We start from the raw sequence: 15701 nt of genomic DNA, 5'->3' as shown, positions 1-15701 counted from the left end.
TACACAAGTGATCGAAAATCTACGCAACATCGCCATCATTGCCCACGTTGACCATGGTAAAACCACCCTGGTAGACAAACTCCTGCGTCAATCCGGCACTCTGGAGCGCAACGAGCTCAACGACGAGCGCGTGATGGACTCCAACGACCAGGAAAAAGAGCGCGGTATTACCATTCTGGCGAAAAACACCGCCATCAACTGGAACGGCTACCATATCAACATCGTGGACACCCCGGGCCACGCCGACTTCGGCGGCGAAGTTGAACGCGTAATGTCGATGGTTGACTCCGTTCTGCTGCTGGTTGACGCTCAAGACGGCCCTATGCCGCAAACTCGTTTCGTGACCAAGAAGGCTTTCGAAGCCGGCCTGCGTCCAATCGTGGTAATCAACAAGGTTGACCGTCCAGGCGCGCGTCCGGACTGGGTTCTGGACCAGATCTTCGACCTGTTCGACAACCTCGGTGCTACCGAAGAACAACTGGACTTCCAGGTTGTGTACGCCTCGGCCCTGAACGGTATTGCCGGTCTGGATCACACCGCCATGGCGGAAGACATGACCCCGCTGTACCAAGCGGTCGTCGACCACGTTCCGCCTCCGGCTGTTGACCGTGATGGCGCGTTCCAGATGCAGATCTCCGCTCTGGACTACAACAGCTTCCTGGGTGTTATCGGCGTTGGCCGTATCGCTCGTGGCCGCGTCAAGCCGAACACCCCGGTTGTGGCGATCGGTGCCGACGGCAAGCGCCGTAACGGCCGTATCCTGAAACTGATGGGTCACCACGGTCTGCACCGCATCGACGTTGAAGAAGCTGCAGCAGGCGATATCGTTTGCATCAGCGGTATGGACTCGCTGTTCATCTCCGACACCCTGTGCCACCCGGACACTGTCGAGGCGATGAAGCCTCTGACCGTTGACGAGCCAACCGTTTCGATGACCTTCCAGGTAAACGACTCGCCATTCTGCGGTAAAGAAGGCAAGTTCGTGACGTCCCGTAACATCAAGGACCGTCTGGACAAAGAGCTGCTGTACAACGTTGCACTGCGCGTTGAAGAAGGCGACACCGCTGACAAGTTCAAGGTTTCCGGCCGTGGTGAGCTGCACCTCTCGGTACTGATCGAAACCATGCGTCGCGAAGGCTTCGAGCTGGCCCTGGGCCGTCCTGAAGTAATCATTCGTGAAGTGAACGGCGTTAAACAAGAACCGTTCGAAAACGTGACCATCGACATCCCTGAAGAAGCTCAGGGCAAGGTCATGGAAGAAATGGGTCTGCGTAAAGGCGACCTGAGCAACATGGTGCCGGATGGCAAGGGCCGTGTTCGTCTGGAATACAACATCCCTGCTCGCGGTCTGATCGGTTTCCGTAACCAGTTCCTGACCCTGACCAACGGTGCTGGCATCCTGACCTCGATCTTCGATCGCTACGACACCGTCAAGTCGGGCCACATGTCCGGCCGTCAGAACGGCGTTCTGGTTTCGGTTGAAACCGGTAAGGCACTGACCTACTCGCTGGAAACCCTGCAGGCTCGTGGCAAGCTGTTCGTAGAACACGGTCAAGAGATCTACAACGGTCAAATCGTTGGTCAGAACAGCCGCGACAACGACCTGGGTGTAAACCCAACCAAAGGCAAGAAGCTCGACAACATGCGTGCTTCGGGTAAAGACGAAACCATCGCTCTGGTACCACCTGTTCGCTTCACTCTGGAACAGGCTCTGGAATACATCCAGGAAGACGAGCTGTGCGAAGTTACTCCTAAGTCCATCCGTCTTCGCAAGAAGATCCTGGACGAAAGCGAGCGTACCCGCGCTGCCAAGAAAGCCAAGGCGTAATTTAGCCCGAGCTTGAAAAAACGCCCCCGGTCGCGAGACCGGGGGCGTTTTTGTTTGTCTGGGGGAAATGTGGATTGAGTCTTGAAGATCAAGAGCCCCTCACCTTAGCCCTCTCCCGGAGGGAGAGGGGACCGAATGGGGGATATTCATGAGATGCATCGACTTGAAAGAATTCTGCTGAATCCATAATCGATTTGGTGGGGCTGTACCGAATCCATAATCGCCTGGGTGTTTCAGGTCGATGTATGGCGCCAGAAAGCTCGGTCGGCTCCCTCTCCCTCCGGGAGAGGGCTGGGGTGAGGGTCAGCTTTTAGAACTTCTCAATCGCTCGGAAATTCTGCTCGCGCACCACTTCCTTCGGCTTGTACGCGCAATACCCCGGACGCGGCCCGATCTTCGGGTGATTGCGGCAGGTATCCGGGCGCTTGTCATAAATGGTGCACAGGCGGCTCTTACGATCCAGGTAGTAGCAATCGTTGTTGCTCATGCGCTGCAGGGTGAAGATGCCGGACTTCTGATTGAAACGTTCAACCAGGCCTTCCTTCTGCAAACGCTTGGCGATGTTCTTCGGCGGGTCGCCCAGTTCGAACTCATCGACCACGCCGATGCGCACCAGATCCTTGATCTTCACCTCAACCGGCAGCGTGCAGCAGCTCGACACGCAGGAACCGCACATCGGGGCTGAGTATTTTGCCCACGTATCGAGACGATCGATCTCGGCGGCGGCAATCAGGTTGGGCTTCATCATCGGGAGTTACCAGGCGTGTGTGCATCAGGGCGCGCGATCATACCGGGACTGGTGGATTTTTGAACAACCTTTCGCCAGATTTTTTCTGCATACAGGCACATTGCCGGACAATTCGGCACGGCCCCTGCATTCATTAGCTCACTCGCCAAGGTAATGCCGGGCTATCTCACAGTCTCAGGAAATACTGCCGAACCAGAGCCCTCACCGTCGGTCAGACCGTCTAGGCTCAGACAATTCCCGCTCGCTCGAGGTCCTATTGATGACTCAAGAACCACTAGTTCGCGAAGCAGAGGTGGCCGCATTCCGCGACGCCGTCCTGACCAAACTCACCTACGCGGTGGGTAAAGACCCCGATCACGCCTTCGACCATGACTGGTTCGAAGCCATCGCATTGGCTGCGCGTGATCACATGGTCGAACACTGGATGGACCACACCCGGCAGATCTACCGCAAAGGTCAGAAACGGGTGTATTACCTCTCGCTGGAATTTCTTATCGGCCGCTTGCTCTACGACAGCCTGAGCAACCTTGGCCTGCTCGACGTCGCCCGTGAAGCGTTGACTGAACTCGGTGTCGATCTTGAGCGCATCCGCTTGCTGGAGCCCGATGCGGCGCTCGGTAACGGCGGCCTCGGTCGTCTGGCCGCGTGCTTCATGGAAAGCATGTCGACCCTCGGCATCGCCGGCCACGGTTATGGCATTCGGTATGAGCACGGCTTGTTCCGCCAGGCCATCGTCGACGGCTGGCAGCAGGAACAGACCGAGCACTGGCTGGATTTCGGCAACCCGTGGGAGTTTGAACGGCCAGAGGTCGTTTACACCATCGGCTTTGGTGGCAGCGTCGAAACCGTCACCGATGTTTCGGGCAAATCCAAACAAGTCTGGTCGCCAGCAGAAACCGTGCGCGCCATTGCTTACGACACGCCCGTGGTCGGCTGGCGCGGGGCGAGCGTCAACACCTTGCGGCTGTGGCGTGCCCGCGCCATGGAAGATTTGCACCTGGAGCGCTTCAACGCCGGTGACCACTTGGGCGCCGTCGCCGAAGTGGCACGTGCCGAAAGCATCTCCCGTGTGCTTTACCCGGCGGACAGCACCGAAGCAGGGCAAGAGCTGCGCCTGCGCCAGGAATACTTTTTCGTCGCTGCTTCCTTGCAGGATCTGCTGCGCCGCCATCGCAACATGCACACCTCGGTGCTGACCCTGGGCGATCACGCAGCCATCCAGCTCAACGACACCCACCCCTCGATTGCCGTCGCCGAACTGATGCGGCAACTGGTCGACGTCTACGATGTGGCCTGGGATGCGGCGTGGCAAGTCACCGTCGACACGCTGTCGTACACCAACCACACGCTGCTGCCAGAAGCGCTGGAAACCTGGCCGGTGGGTTTGATGGAACGCATGCTGCCACGGCACATGCAGATCATTTACCTGATCAACGCCCAGCACATCGATTCGCTGCGGGCCAAAGGCATTCACGATTTCGACGTGCTGCGCGCGGTGTCGTTGATCGAAGAGGACAACGGTCGCCGCGTACGCATGGGCAACCTCGCGTTCCTCGGTTCGCACAGCGTCAACGGGGTGTCCGGACTGCACACGCAGTTGATGCGCAAAACCGTGTTCGCCGAACTGCACAAGCTCTACCCAGAGCGGATCAACAATAAAACCAACGGCATTACCTTCCGCCGCTGGCTGTATCAGGCCAACTCCGAATTGACCTCGATGCTGGTCGACGCGCTCGGCCCGGATTTGCTCGATAACCCTGAAGAGCGTCTGCTCGATCTTGAGCCGTTCGCCGAAAAAACCGCGTTCCGCAAAGCTTTTGCCGAACAACGGCTGCACAGCAAAAAAGCGCTGGCCTATCTGATTCACGAACGGCTGGGTATCGCGGTCAATCCGGCGGCGATGTTTGATGTGCAGGTTAAACGGATCCACGAATACAAACGCCAGTTGCTCAACCTGATGCACACCGTGGCGCTGTATCAGGCGATTCGCGCCGAGCCGGAAGTCGACTGGGTGCCACGGGTGAAAATCTTCGCCGGCAAGGCTGCGGCGAGTTATCACCAGGCCAAACTGATCATCAAACTGACCAACGACATCGCCCGGGTGGTGAACAACGACCCGACCGTGCGCGGCCTGCTGAAAGTGGTGTTCCTGCCCAACTACAACGTCAGCCTCGCGGAAAGCATCATTCCGGCGGCGGACTTGTCCGAGCAGATCTCCACTGCCGGCTTCGAAGCGTCGGGCACCAGTAACATGAAGTTCGGCCTCAACGGCGCACTGACCATCGGCACGCTGGACGGCGCCAACGTGGAAATGTGCGAACGCATTGGTGCTGAGCACATGTTCATTTTCGGCCTCAGCGCGCAGCAGGTCGAAGCGCGCAAACAGAACCACGAGTTCAGCGCGTTGCCGGACATTGCCGCGTCGCATCGTTTGAACGATGTGCTGCAAGCGATTCGCAGCGGGGTGTTCTCGCCGGATGACACTTCGCGCTACACCGGGCTGATCGATTCGCTGGTGGATTACGACCGCTTCCTGGTCTGCGCCGACTTCGACTCCTATTGGGAAGCGCAGAAACGCGTTGAAGAGCATTGGCACGACAGCAACAACTGGTGGCGTTCAGCGGTGCTGAACACGGCGCGGATGGGCTGGTTCTCCTCGGACCGGACGATTCGCGAGTACGCCACGGATATCTGGAAAGCGTTGGAGTAACTTTCCACAAAAAATGTGCGCAAGGCCCAACGTTTGTTGGGCCGGATCGATATACTGAGCGCCGGTTACCGGCAGCGCCAGTCACCACCAATCCAATGTGGGAGCGAGCCTGCTCGCGAAGCGGTTGTCATGTTAAAAAGAACTGTTGGCGGACAAACCGCTTTCGCGAGCAGGCTCGCTCCCACTGGGTTTGTGCCTAGACTGAAGCAATCGCCGGACTCGCCCTGTCTTGGGGCTGCTTAGGGATATCGACCATGCAATGGATGTTCATGTTGATCGGGCTGGTGCTCGGCTGGCTGCTCGACGAGTCGTTCAGTGATGCGCTGTTGGGCGCGTTGCTGGGGCTGGCAATCGGGCAGACGATCCGCATCGCGCGGCTTGGCTCGCAGGCGGCGGCGCAACAGCAGCAACTTGAGCAGGCGAAGGTCGCTTTGCAAGGCGTCGAGCAACGTCTATTTTTGCTCGAAGGCGCACCGGTTCGTGCCGCGTCGCCAGCGAGTACGCCGCCGGTTACCGAGCCCGTCGTAGAACCGGTCAAAGCCGCCGCAGAAGCTCCTGCCCCCGAACTGGTCTGGGAACTGCCGCCCGAACTCGAACCGATTTCCGCCGTCGCCAGCGAAACCATTCAACCGCTGCCCGCTGATGTGTGGCGCCTCGACGCCGTTACTCCTGAACCCCAAGCCCCCGCCGAACCCCGTGGCCCGAACCTCATCGAACGCGGCATCAGCGCCGCGCGCAATTGGTTGTTCGGCGGCAACACCGTGCTGCGGGTCGGCGTGGTGTTGCTGTTCTTCGGTCTGGCGTTCCTGTTGCGCTATGCCACCGAAGGGATGGTTGTGCCGATCGAGGTACGTTACGCCGGTGTCGCGGCAGCCGCGTTGGGCTTGCTCGCGCTGGGCTGGTGGCTACGCCGGCGCAACAGCAATTACGCGTTGATGCTGCAAGGCACCGGGATTGCGGTGCTGTACCTGACGGTGTTTGCGGCGATGCGTCTGCATCCGTTGCTCGATCCGTCCGCCGCGTTGGGATTGCTGGTCGCGGTGACGGTGTTCTCGGCGATTCTGGCGATCACTCAGGATGCTTTAGGGTTGGCAGCTGCAGCGGCATTGGGCGGTTTTGCCGCGCCGATCCTGACATCAACCGGCGCGGGCAACCACGTCGCGCTGTTCAGCTATTTCGCGCTGCTCAACGCCGGCATTCTCGCCATCGCCTGGTTCAAGGCCTGGCGTCTGCTCAACCTGATCGGCTTCGTCGGCACCTTCGGTATCGGCTTCGCTTGGGGCCTGCGTTCGTATGCGCCGGAGCTGTTGTGGAGCACTGAGCCGTTCCTGATTCTGTTTTTCCTGATGTACCTCGCAATCGGTCTGTTGTTCGCTCGGCGCAAATTGCTCGATATGCCCGATGCCCCGGCGGACAGCGACCGCGAGGCGCTGCTGCACTGGTCAGCGCGCAAGGGCGATTATGTCGATGGCACCATGCTATTCGGCCCGCCGATTATTGGCTTCGGTTTGCAGTTTGCGCTGGTGCAGCATCTGGAGTTTGCTGCGGCGTTCAGTGCGCTGGCGTTGGGCATGATCTATATGGCGCTGGCCAAGGTATTGATGGGCGGACGCGCGGTGCTGCTGGGCGAAACCTGTCTGGCGCTCGGGGTGATTTTTGCCAGTCTGGCGATTCCGTTGGGGCTGGATGCGCGTTGGACGTCGGCGGCGTGGGCGGTGGAAGGTGCGGGGATTTTCTGGCTCGGTTTGCGTCAGCATCGGCCGTTCGCCCGGGCGTTTGCCTTGCTGCTGCAACTGGGTTCCGCGTTAGCGTTCCTCAGTCAGTTGCGGGTCGGCGAAAGCAGTCTGCTCGACGGTGCACCGTTGGGCGCGTTGATGCTCGGCATCGCGTTGCTGTTCAGTTTCTATCAACTGCGCAAGGCTGCGCTGGAACAGGCATCGCCGTGGGAGCGCCAGGGCCTGCCAGTGCTGGCAGCTCTGGGCCTGACTTTCCTCTACCTGCTGGCGCCGCTGTTTTTCTTCGTGCAGGGCACGGCGATCAGTTGGGCGCTCGCCGGGTTGGCGACGTTGTTTGTCGGTCTGCGGATTCAGTCGCGCACCTTCCTGTTCAGCGCGTTTGCCGTGCAGTTGCTCGGTGGCGCGTTATTTCTGTTGCGTCTGCAAGGGGCGGGTGAGGACTCGACGGCGGTGTTCAATGCCGGTTGGAGCGGTTTGCTTAGTGCGTCGTTGATCGGTCTGGCATTGATCGCCGGCATGCTGGTGGCCGCTCGCGATGAAATGGTGCGCAGCGATGTACGCCTGTTGCGCGGTCTGTCGGTGGTATTGCTGGCCGGCCTGGTGCTGATCAATCTGGCGGTGCTGTTTGTACTGCCATGGCAGACCGCGAGCGCGGTGTGGGCCGCGAGTGGTTTGCTGATTATCTGGCTGAGCCTGTACCTCAAGCAGCGCGTGAGTTTTGTCTTCGGTCTGCTGTTGCAGTTGATCGGTGGCGCGGCGTTTTTGCTGGCCGGCCCCGAGTTGCTTGGGCCGCTGTCCAGCGAAGGTCTGAAGCCTTTGGCCCATGGAGGATTCTGGACGCCGCTGGTGCTCGGACTGGCCGCAATGATCGGTGCCTGGCGCCTGCAACTGGGCAATCACGCCTCGGCATTCGATGCGTTGAGCTTGCAGCGCTTGTCAGAAGTGTTGCTGGTGTGGGGCACCGGTTGGTGGGCGTTGGCATGGGTCAGCGAAGTGTTGCGCTTTGCCGCGCCGAATCTGCAAGGCACGTTGTTGCTGTTGGTCGCGGCGCTCAGTGTCGCGCTGTGGGCGTTGCTGTCGCTGCGGTTGAAATGGCCGGCGCTGGGCTTGCTCTGCACCTTGCTGATTCCGGCGACGGGTCTGGTGTTGCTCGCTGCCTGGCATCCGCGTTATCACCCAGCGGCCGATTTCGGTTGGCTGGCGTGGGCAGCAGTGTTCGCCGTGCATTTCTTCAGCTTGCGACGCTTGGCGCCGATGCTGCCGGCGCGGGCCTTGAGCACGGCGCACGTGCTCGGCTGCTGGCTGCTGATCGGCGTGCTGGCGCTGGAGTTGCGCTACGGTCTGCTGCTGTTGTCCGAGCAATACAACGCCTGGCGCTGGCTGGGCTGGGCGATTCTGCCGAGCGTTTATCTGCTGCTGGCGGCTGCACCGCGTAACTGGCCATGGCCGGTGGCGACGTTTGCCCGTGAGTACCGCTTGTACGCCGCGGCGCCGTTGGCGGTGTTGATGCTCGCATGGTTCTGGCTGGCGAATGGCGTCAGCGATGGCAATGCCGAGCCGCTGCCTTATGTGCCGCTGCTCAATCCATTGGAGCTGGGTTTGTTGTTCGCATTGTTCGGCGTTTACGTCTGGTCGCGCAGCGCGGTTTCGCAGTTGTCGATCCGTCAGGACTACGCCGATTACGCGACGCAACTGATCGCCGGAGTCTCGCTGTTTGCCTTATGCACTGCGCTGGTTACCCGCGCCGCGCACCATTGGGCTGGCATCCCCTTCGAGCTGGATACGCTGCTCGCCTCGATGCTGGTGCAGGCCGGATTGTCCATCGTCTGGACGTTGATGGCGCTCGGGCTGATGATCGGCGGCCATCTGCGCCATCGTCGCGAAGTGTGGCTGATCGGCGCGGCGCTGATTGCGCTGGTGGTGGCCAAATTGATTTTTGTCGAATTGAGCAACCGAGGCGGCCTCGCCCGGATCGTCTCGTTTATCGGCGTCGGCGTGTTGCTGCTGGTGGTCGGCTACTTTGCGCCACTGCCGCCCAAACGCGTCGAAGCTGAACCGGCGGCGGACAAACCGGCCCCGGACACCGAAGGAGTTTCATCTTGAGTCGCATGCGAAATCTGGGTTGGTTGGCGCTGGGCGTGGTGATGGCCGCTGGCGCTCAGGAAAAGCCGGCGGACTTCGCCACGCAGGTGCCGCTGTCGGTGAGCGGCAACGGCCCGTGGTATCGCCTCGAATTGCCGTTGAGCGTGCAATTGCAGGCGCGCCAGACTGATCTCAGCGACTTGCGCGTGTTCAACGCCGCTGGCGAACCACAGGCCTATGCTCTGGCTCGTGAATCGGCGCAGACCCGCGACGACGGCCAGTTGCACGAGGTGAAGTGGTTCCCGCTGTACAACGCCGCCGACGCCAGCGAACGCGCGCCGAACGTGCGCGTGCAATCGACCACCAACGGCACGCTGGTCGAGGTGCAACCGTCCAGCCAGTTGGAGGCGGGCGAAGAAGTGCTGCGCGGCTGGCTGCTGGATGCCAGCGCGATCAAGGCGCCCTTGCAGCAATTGATCCTCGACTGGACCAGCGAGCGCGACGGCTTTCAGCGCTTCAGCATCGAAGCCAGCGACGACCTGCAACACTGGCAAGCGTGGGGCGAAGGGCAGGTGGCACGGCTGACCTTTTCCGATGAGCGCATCGAGCAGCACGAGGTGACGTTGCCGGGGCAGTCGGCGCGTTATGTGCGGCTGTTGTGGGAGTCGCCGAATTCGGCGCCGATTCTGACGGCGGCTCAATTGAAAAGCAGTGATCCGCGCAACGTTCCGCTGCCGTTGGTCTGGTCGCAGGCATTGGCCGGCAGCAGCACCAAGGCCGGGGAATACACCTGGCAGTTGCCGATGGGGCTGAATGTAGAGCGGGTGCAGGTCGAAATCAAACAACCGAACAGTCTGGCGCCGGTGACATTGGCGGGTCGACGTGAAAGCAGCTTGCCGTGGCAGGTGCTGAGCAGCGGTTTGCTCTACCGCCTGAACCAGAATGGTCAGGACGTGGTGCAGAACGAATTGCAGCTCTACGGGCAGACTGTGCAGCAGTTGAAGCTGACGGTCGATGAGCGCGGCGGTGGTCTGGGCGAGCAGGCGCCAAGCGTGAAATATGCGGTGCGGGCGACGCAGGTGATTTTCCTCGCGCGGGGGGAGGGGCCTTACAGTTTGGCATTGGGCAATTCGAGCGTTAAAACGGCGAATCTGCCGTTGGCGACGCTGATTCCGGATTTCAAACCGGAGAAACTGGAGTCACTGGGCAAGGCGTCGGTGCAGGGTGATGCGGTGGCTACGCAGACTTCGACAGCGACCACGGCGGCGGTGGCGCAGACAAATTGGAAGAAGATCGGGTTGTGGGCAGTGTTGTTGCTGAGTGTGGTGTTCCTTGGGGCGATGGCGTTTAGCTTGTTGCGCAAGCCTCCTGCCAGTTCCTGAGAATGGCTGTCGCTGCGCGCCATTCGCGAGCAAGCTCGCTCCCACAGTGGATCTGCGTCGTTCAAAAATCCAGTGTGGGAGCGAGCTTGCTCGCGAAGGCGGCTTCTCAATCAATACATAACCGAAGCCGATCACCTTCGCCCGATTTCGGACTACGCTAAACCCGCTACCTGAACTCTCCACCGACAATCACGTCTCATGCAGGCAATTACACCCCAACGCACGTTACCGGGCGTCTTCGCTCGCTACGTTTTCAGACTCCCTGTAAACTGCGCGGGTTTTTAGCCCCCCATTCCACCGGAGCCGTCCATGTCCCGCGTTACCCTGAGTCGCTATTTGATTGAGCAGACCCGCAGCAATAACACTCCTGCCGATCTGCGTTTCCTGATCGAAGTGGTCGCGCGTGCTTGCAAAGAAATCAGCCACGCCGTGTCCAAAGGCGCCCTGGGTGGTGTTCTGGGCAGCATGGGCACTGAAAACGTCCAAGGCGAAGTGCAGAAGAAACTCGACGTGATCTCCAACGAGATCCTGCTCGAAGCCAACGAATGGGGCGGTCACCTGGCCGGCATGGCGTCCGAAGAAATGGACAATGCCTACCAGATCCCGGGCAAATACCCGAAAGGCGCGTACCTGCTGGTATTCGACCCACTGGACGGCTCGTCGAACATCGACATCAACGCCCCGGTCGGCACCATCTTCTCGGTACTGCGTTGCCCGAACGAATACCTGAGCCAGAACGAGCCGCTGAACGAGAAAGCGTTCCTGCAGCCAGGCACTCAGCAAGTTGCTGCCGGTTACGCGATCTACGGCCCGCAGACCATGCTGGTACTGACCTTGGGCGACGGCGTCAAAGGCTTCACCCTCGACCGCGAAATGGGCAGCTTCGTGCTGACCCACGAAGACATCACCATTCCTGAATCGACCCAGGAATTCGCCATCAACATGTCCAACCAGCGTCACTGGGAAGCCCCGGTACAACGCTACGTGGGCGAGTTGCTGGCCGGTGAAGAAGGTCCGCTGAAAAAGAACTACAACATGCGTTGGGTCGCGGCGATGGTTGCCGACGTACACCGCATCCTGACCCGTGGCGGTCTGTTCATGTACCCGCGCGACAGCCGTGAGCCTTCCAAACCAGGCAAACTGCGTCTGATGTACGAAGCCAACCCGATGTCGTTCCTGGTGGAACAAGCGGGCGGCGCGTCCACCGACGGTCACCAGCGTATTCTCGACATCCAGCCGGAAGGCCTGCACCAGCGCGTAGCGGTGTTCCTCGGCTCGAAAGAAGAAGTCGCACGCGCTACGGCCTACCACAAGGAATAAACCATGACCGCGCCCTGGCAGCCGTTGCTCGATTGGTGGTTCGGACAAGCCGAGTCCCCCGACGAGATATCGGCTGACAAGGGCAAGTTGTGGTTCGGTAAGCGAGACAGCCAAGACCTCGAAGCGCGTGAGCGTTTCGGGGTCTTTGTCGATCAGGCCCTGGCCGGCGAATTGACCGCGTGGACGCAACGTCCCGAAGGTTGGCTGGCGGTAGTGCTACTGCTCGATCAACTGCCGCGAATGATCTTTCGCGATACTCCCAAAGCATTTTCCGGCGATCTGCGCGCGCAGAAACTCGTTGCCCAAGGCATTGCGGCGGATTTTGATCGGCAGTTGAAACCGATTCAGCGTGTGTTTATTTATCTGGTGTTTGAGCACTGCGAGAATCTTGCGGTGCAGAACGAGGCGGTTTCCCGGTTTATCGATCTGGTGGCTGAACAGCCGGAAGCGCAGCGGGCGGTGTTTGCCGATAATCTGGATTATGCTGAGCGGCATCAGAAAGTGATCGCGCGGTTTGGCCGGTTTCCGCATCGCAATGCGGTGTTGGGGCGGGAGTCTACGGCTGAGGAGTTGGTGTTTCTTTCTGAGCCTGGGTCGCGGTTTTAAGGGCTTGCCCTCACCCTAACCCTCTCCCGGGGGGAGAGGGGACTGACCGAGGTGGATGTTGTAGGTACATCGACTTGAGAGACCTGAGTCGAACTCAGGTTTTGAAAGGCTTGAAGATCTGCTCCCTTTCCCCCCCTCGCCCCCTGGGGGAGAGGGCTGGGGTGAGGGGGTAAAGCCCTTGATCTTCAGATCCTGAAACTACCCACCAATTGCTTCAACCGCGCCGCCTGCTGCTCCAGATCCGAGCACGCGCGCAACGTCGCTTGCAAGTTCTCCACACCTTCCTGATTCAGCGTGTTGATCTCGTTGATATCGACATTGATCGACTCGACCACAGCGGTCTGCTCTTCAGTCGCGGTGGCCACCGACTGGTTCATCCCGTCGATCTCGCCAATACGCTGGGTCACGCTGCCCAACCGCTCGCCGGCCTGATTGGCGATGCCGACGCTGCTTTCGCTCTCGCGCTGGCTCTCGGTCATGATGCTCACCGCCTGACGCGCACCGACCTGCAGCTCTTCGATCATCTTCTGTACTTGCTGCGCCGAATCCTGAGTGCGGTGCGCCAGATTACGCACTTCATCGGCGACCACGGCAAAACCACGACCGGCTTCACCGGCCCGCGCCGCTTCGATCGCGGCGTTGAGCGCGAGCAAGTTGGTCTGCTGGGAAATACTGGTGATCACTTCGAGAATCTGGCCGATGTTCACCGTGTTGCTGTTCAGGGTTTCGATGTTGCCGCACGAATCGCTGATCTTCGCCGACAGCTGCTGCATGGCGTGGATGGTTTTATCGACAACCTGCTGACCGTCGACCGCGAGGCTGCGGGCATCGCTGGAGTGCTGCGAGGCGAGGGCGGCGTTCTGGGCGATTTCCTGTGCGGCGGCGCCGAGTTGGTTGATCGCCGCGGCCACGCTGTTGGTGCGCGAGGCTTGCTGGTCGGAGTTGTACATCGACGAGTTCGATGCCGCGACCACGCGCAGAGCGACTTCGTTGACCTGGCCGGTGGCCGAGGACACTTCGCGGATCGAGGTGTGGATACGCTCGACGAAACGGTTGAACGAGGTGCCCAGTGCGCCGAACTCGTCGTTGCCGTGGATCACCAGACGTTTGGTCAGGTCGCCTTCACCTTCGGCGATGTCGTGCATCGCGCGCCCCATGGTCAGCAGCGGCTGCATCAGCACGCGGATGAGCATGCCGAGCAGGGCGATGATGATCACCACGGCAATGATCATGGCGATCAGCGCCGAGGTGCGGAATTCGCTGAGCATCGAGAACGCGGTATCTTTATCGAGCACCAGCGCCACGTACCAATCGGCCGACGGCACACCGTTGACGCGGGTGAAGGAGATCAGTTGGGTCTTGCCATCGAACTCGACTTCTTTCAGGCCAGCGCTGACTTTCGGCGCGCCATTCGGGTAGGCCTCGGCGAGGGTCTTGAGCACCAGTTTGCTGTCCGGGTGAATCAGGATCTTGCCCTCGCTGCTGACGATGAACGCGTGGCCGTGGCCGCCGAAATTCAGCGAGTTGATGATCGCGCTGACACTGGTCAGGTCGATGTCGGCACCGGCGACGCCGAGCATTTGCCCTTGGCGCTGTACCGGGGTGGCGACGGTGATTACCAGTTTGCCCGAGGACGCGGCGATGTACGGTTCGGTGACGATGGTCTGTTGTGCGCTGTTTGCCGCTTTGTACCAGCCGCGTGCGCGTGGATCGTAATCCGGCGCGCGATTGCCGGCCGGCACCGAGAACATCACGCCGTCAGCGCCGCCGAAATAGCTGAGCTGAAAATTGCCGGTGTAGGCGGGCAGGTCGATGATGCGTTTCAGGCTCGCCGGGGCGTTACCGTCGACGGCCACTTGCTGCGACAACGATTGCAGCAACTGAATGCGGCTTTCCAGCCAAGTCTGGATGTTGCTGGTGGTCAGACTACCCAGCTCTTGCATCGAGGCTTCGGTGCTGCTGTTCAGGGCTTCGCGCTGTCGATAGTCGTTAAAGAAAATGAAACAGGCGAACGCAACGGCCACCACGAGGGCGGCAGCCAACAAAATCTTGTGGCTGAATTTCATGTTTCTGGTCATCGAATGAACTACCGCGAAGGGGCTGGTCAAGAAAGGGCGGCAATTTGCCACACTCGGGGGCTTTGCGCTGCTCTTATTTCGACCGCGGCGCGCCAAAGATTAGGCGTCTTTGGCGAAAGGCGACGAAATGCTCAATAGCCCTACAAAGTGTCTGATTTATCGGTAAATGCCAGACGGGCGGGCTAATAAATAGCCATTCCCCCACGGAACCAGATGAGGGTTTTCTCTTCTAAGCTTCTGGTTGGCACCATGCCATCCCCCCCTCGTTCCAGGAGTTACACCATGTCGCTGCGATCTATCGCCCTTCTGACGTTTTGCGTGCTGCTGGCCGCATGCAGCAAGGTCAATCAGGAAAACTATTCGAAGCTCTCGGCCGGGATGGCCAAGGCCGAAGTCGAGACCCTGCTGGGCAAACCGACTGATTGCTCGGGCGCGCTCGGTATGTCCAGTTGCACCTGGGGCGACAAGAACAGCTTTATCAGCGTGCAGTACGCCGGTGACAAAGTGCTGATGTTTTCCGGCCAAGGCCTGAAGTAAACCGGGGCTTCGCGCCCACGGAGAAGAAAAATGAAGCGGTTATTGCTGATCCTTTTTGCCGGCCTGGTACTGGCCGGCTGCGCCAGTTCCGGCGTCGACCCGTTGGCGCCGAAAACCGTCAACAGCGTCAATCTCAAGCGCTATCAGGGCACCTGGTATGAACTGGCGCGCTTGCCGATGTACTTCCAGCGCCATTGCGCGCAATCCGAAGCCCATTACACCCTCAAGCCTGACGGCAATGTCGCGGTGCTCAATCGCTGCCTGACCCCGGACTGGCAGTGGGAAGAGGCCAAGGGCACGGCTTATCCACAGGTGCCGGGCAAGACCGACAAGCTCTGGGTCGAATTCGATACCTGGTTTTCGCGGCTGATTCCGGGTGTGGCGAAAGGCGAATATTGGGTGTTGTACGTCAGCGATGACTACAAGACCGCCATCGTCGGCGATCCGAGTCGCAAGTACATGTGGCTGCTGTCGCGGACACCGACCGTCAACGGTGTGGTGCGTGAAGAACTGCTGAGCAAGGCGCGTCAGCAGGGCTATGACACCACGCGACTGATCTGGCGCGCGTCGGATCGGCAGATGGCCAAGACCTCAAACTAAAGAACACCACAAAACCAATGTAGGAGTGAGCCTGCTCGCGATAGCGTTGTGTCAGAGCACAAATAAATGACTGA

10 protein-coding genes and 1 pseudogene are annotated in these 15701 nt (G+C 60.0%); 8 read left to right on the top strand and 3 right to left on the bottom strand.

Annotated features, from left to right (window positions below):
• The first annotated feature begins 7 nt into the window (after nucleotides 1-7).
• Nucleotides 8-1828 carry a translational GTPase TypA gene (gene typA / locus ACW9IR_RS11845; protein WP_034153003.1) on the top strand — a complete coding sequence of 607 codons (1821 nt, stop codon included), beginning with the start codon at nucleotides 8-10 and terminating at the stop codon, nucleotides 1826-1828.
• A gap of 310 nt (nucleotides 1829-2138) precedes the next feature.
• Here typA and ACW9IR_RS11840 read toward each other — a convergent pair whose 3' ends face one another.
• Nucleotides 2139-2576: a YkgJ family cysteine cluster protein gene (locus ACW9IR_RS11840; RefSeq protein WP_038359983.1), complete on the bottom strand. Its 438-nt coding sequence runs from the start codon at nucleotides 2574-2576 to the stop codon at nucleotides 2139-2141.
• Between the two features lie 259 nt (nucleotides 2577-2835).
• Between ACW9IR_RS11840 and ACW9IR_RS11835 the strand changes: the two genes are divergently transcribed.
• The 5 genes from ACW9IR_RS11835 to ACW9IR_RS11815 all read left to right on the top strand — a co-directional run bounded on the left by ACW9IR_RS11835 (nucleotide 2836) and on the right by ACW9IR_RS11815 (nucleotide 12412).
• A complete protein-coding gene (locus ACW9IR_RS11835) occupies nucleotides 2836-5286 on the top strand; it encodes a glycogen/starch/alpha-glucan phosphorylase (RefSeq protein WP_038359984.1) in 2451 nt (816 codons plus the stop codon).
• A gap of 254 nt (nucleotides 5287-5540) precedes the next feature.
• A complete protein-coding gene (locus tag ACW9IR_RS11830) occupies nucleotides 5541-9125 on the top strand; it encodes a DUF2339 domain-containing protein (RefSeq protein WP_457463311.1) in 3585 nt (1194 codons plus the stop codon).
• Nucleotides 9122-10486, top strand: coding sequence for a DUF3999 domain-containing protein (locus ACW9IR_RS11825; protein WP_457463309.1), 1365 nt, complete (start codon nucleotides 9122-9124; stop codon nucleotides 10484-10486). The genes ACW9IR_RS11830 and ACW9IR_RS11825 overlap by 4 nt, the downstream gene beginning before the upstream one ends.
• 309 nt (nucleotides 10487-10795) lie before the next feature.
• Nucleotides 10796-11806, top strand: coding sequence for a class 1 fructose-bisphosphatase (locus ACW9IR_RS11820; RefSeq protein WP_007909265.1), 1011 nt, complete (start codon nucleotides 10796-10798; stop codon nucleotides 11804-11806).
• A gap of 3 nt (nucleotides 11807-11809) precedes the next feature.
• The gene (locus ACW9IR_RS11815; protein WP_457463307.1) at nucleotides 11810-12412 is read left to right on the top strand and encodes a DUF924 family protein; all 603 of its coding nucleotides are present in this window, start codon (nucleotides 11810-11812) and stop codon (nucleotides 12410-12412) included.
• Nucleotides 12413-12597: 185 nt separating this feature from the next.
• Here the strand turns inward: ACW9IR_RS11815 and ACW9IR_RS11810 are convergent, their stop codons facing one another.
• A complete protein-coding gene (locus tag ACW9IR_RS11810) occupies nucleotides 12598-13362 on the bottom strand; it encodes a methyl-accepting chemotaxis protein (protein ID WP_371260421.1) in 765 nt (254 codons plus the stop codon).
• Between the two features lie 93 nt (nucleotides 13363-13455).
• Nucleotides 13456-14478, bottom strand: a pseudogene (locus ACW9IR_RS11805) (HAMP domain-containing protein); the annotation flags it as partial.
• A gap of 294 nt (nucleotides 14479-14772) precedes the next feature.
• Between ACW9IR_RS11805 and ACW9IR_RS11800 the strand changes: the two are divergent.
• Both ACW9IR_RS11800 and ACW9IR_RS11795 read left to right on the top strand, forming a co-directional pair.
• Nucleotides 14773-15027 (top strand): hypothetical protein, encoded by a 255-nt coding sequence (locus ACW9IR_RS11800; protein ID WP_003220802.1) that lies wholly within the window; start codon nucleotides 14773-14775, stop codon nucleotides 15025-15027.
• Nucleotides 15028-15057: 30 nt separating this feature from the next.
• On the top strand, nucleotides 15058-15627 hold the full coding sequence (locus ACW9IR_RS11795; protein ID WP_038359998.1) for a lipocalin family protein: 570 nt from the start codon (nucleotides 15058-15060) through the stop codon (nucleotides 15625-15627).
• The last annotated feature ends 74 nt before the right edge of the window (nucleotides 15628-15701 follow it).

This window comes from Pseudomonas sp. SDT291_1_S447, assembly GCF_054070155.1.
The sequence above is the reverse complement of the archived record's forward strand: the minus strand, read 5'-3'. Positions and strand labels throughout refer to the sequence as shown.

What these genes read in the sequence shown, in the direction of transcription:
- ACW9IR_RS11835 (WP_038359984.1), top strand. Translation starts at nt 2,836, where the DNA reads ATGACTCAAGAACCACTAGTTCGCGAAGCAGAGGTGGCCGCATTCCGC.
- ACW9IR_RS11820 (WP_007909265.1), top strand. Translation starts at nt 10,796, where the DNA reads ATGTCCCGCGTTACCCTGAGTCGCTATTTGATTGAGCAGACCCGCAGC.
- ACW9IR_RS11800 (WP_003220802.1), top strand. Translation starts at nt 14,773, where the DNA reads ATGTCGCTGCGATCTATCGCCCTTCTGACGTTTTGCGTGCTGCTGGCC.
- ACW9IR_RS11810 (WP_371260421.1), bottom strand. Translation starts at nt 13,362, where the DNA reads ATGTACAACTCCGACCAGCAAGCCTCGCGCACCAACAGCGTGGCCGCG.
- ACW9IR_RS11830 (WP_457463311.1), top strand. Translation starts at nt 5,541, where the DNA reads ATGCAATGGATGTTCATGTTGATCGGGCTGGTGCTCGGCTGGCTGCTC.
- ACW9IR_RS11795 (WP_038359998.1), top strand. Translation starts at nt 15,058, where the DNA reads ATGAAGCGGTTATTGCTGATCCTTTTTGCCGGCCTGGTACTGGCCGGC.
- ACW9IR_RS11840 (WP_038359983.1), bottom strand. Translation starts at nt 2,576, where the DNA reads ATGATGAAGCCCAACCTGATTGCCGCCGCCGAGATCGATCGTCTCGAT.
- ACW9IR_RS11815 (WP_457463307.1), top strand. Translation starts at nt 11,810, where the DNA reads ATGACCGCGCCCTGGCAGCCGTTGCTCGATTGGTGGTTCGGACAAGCC.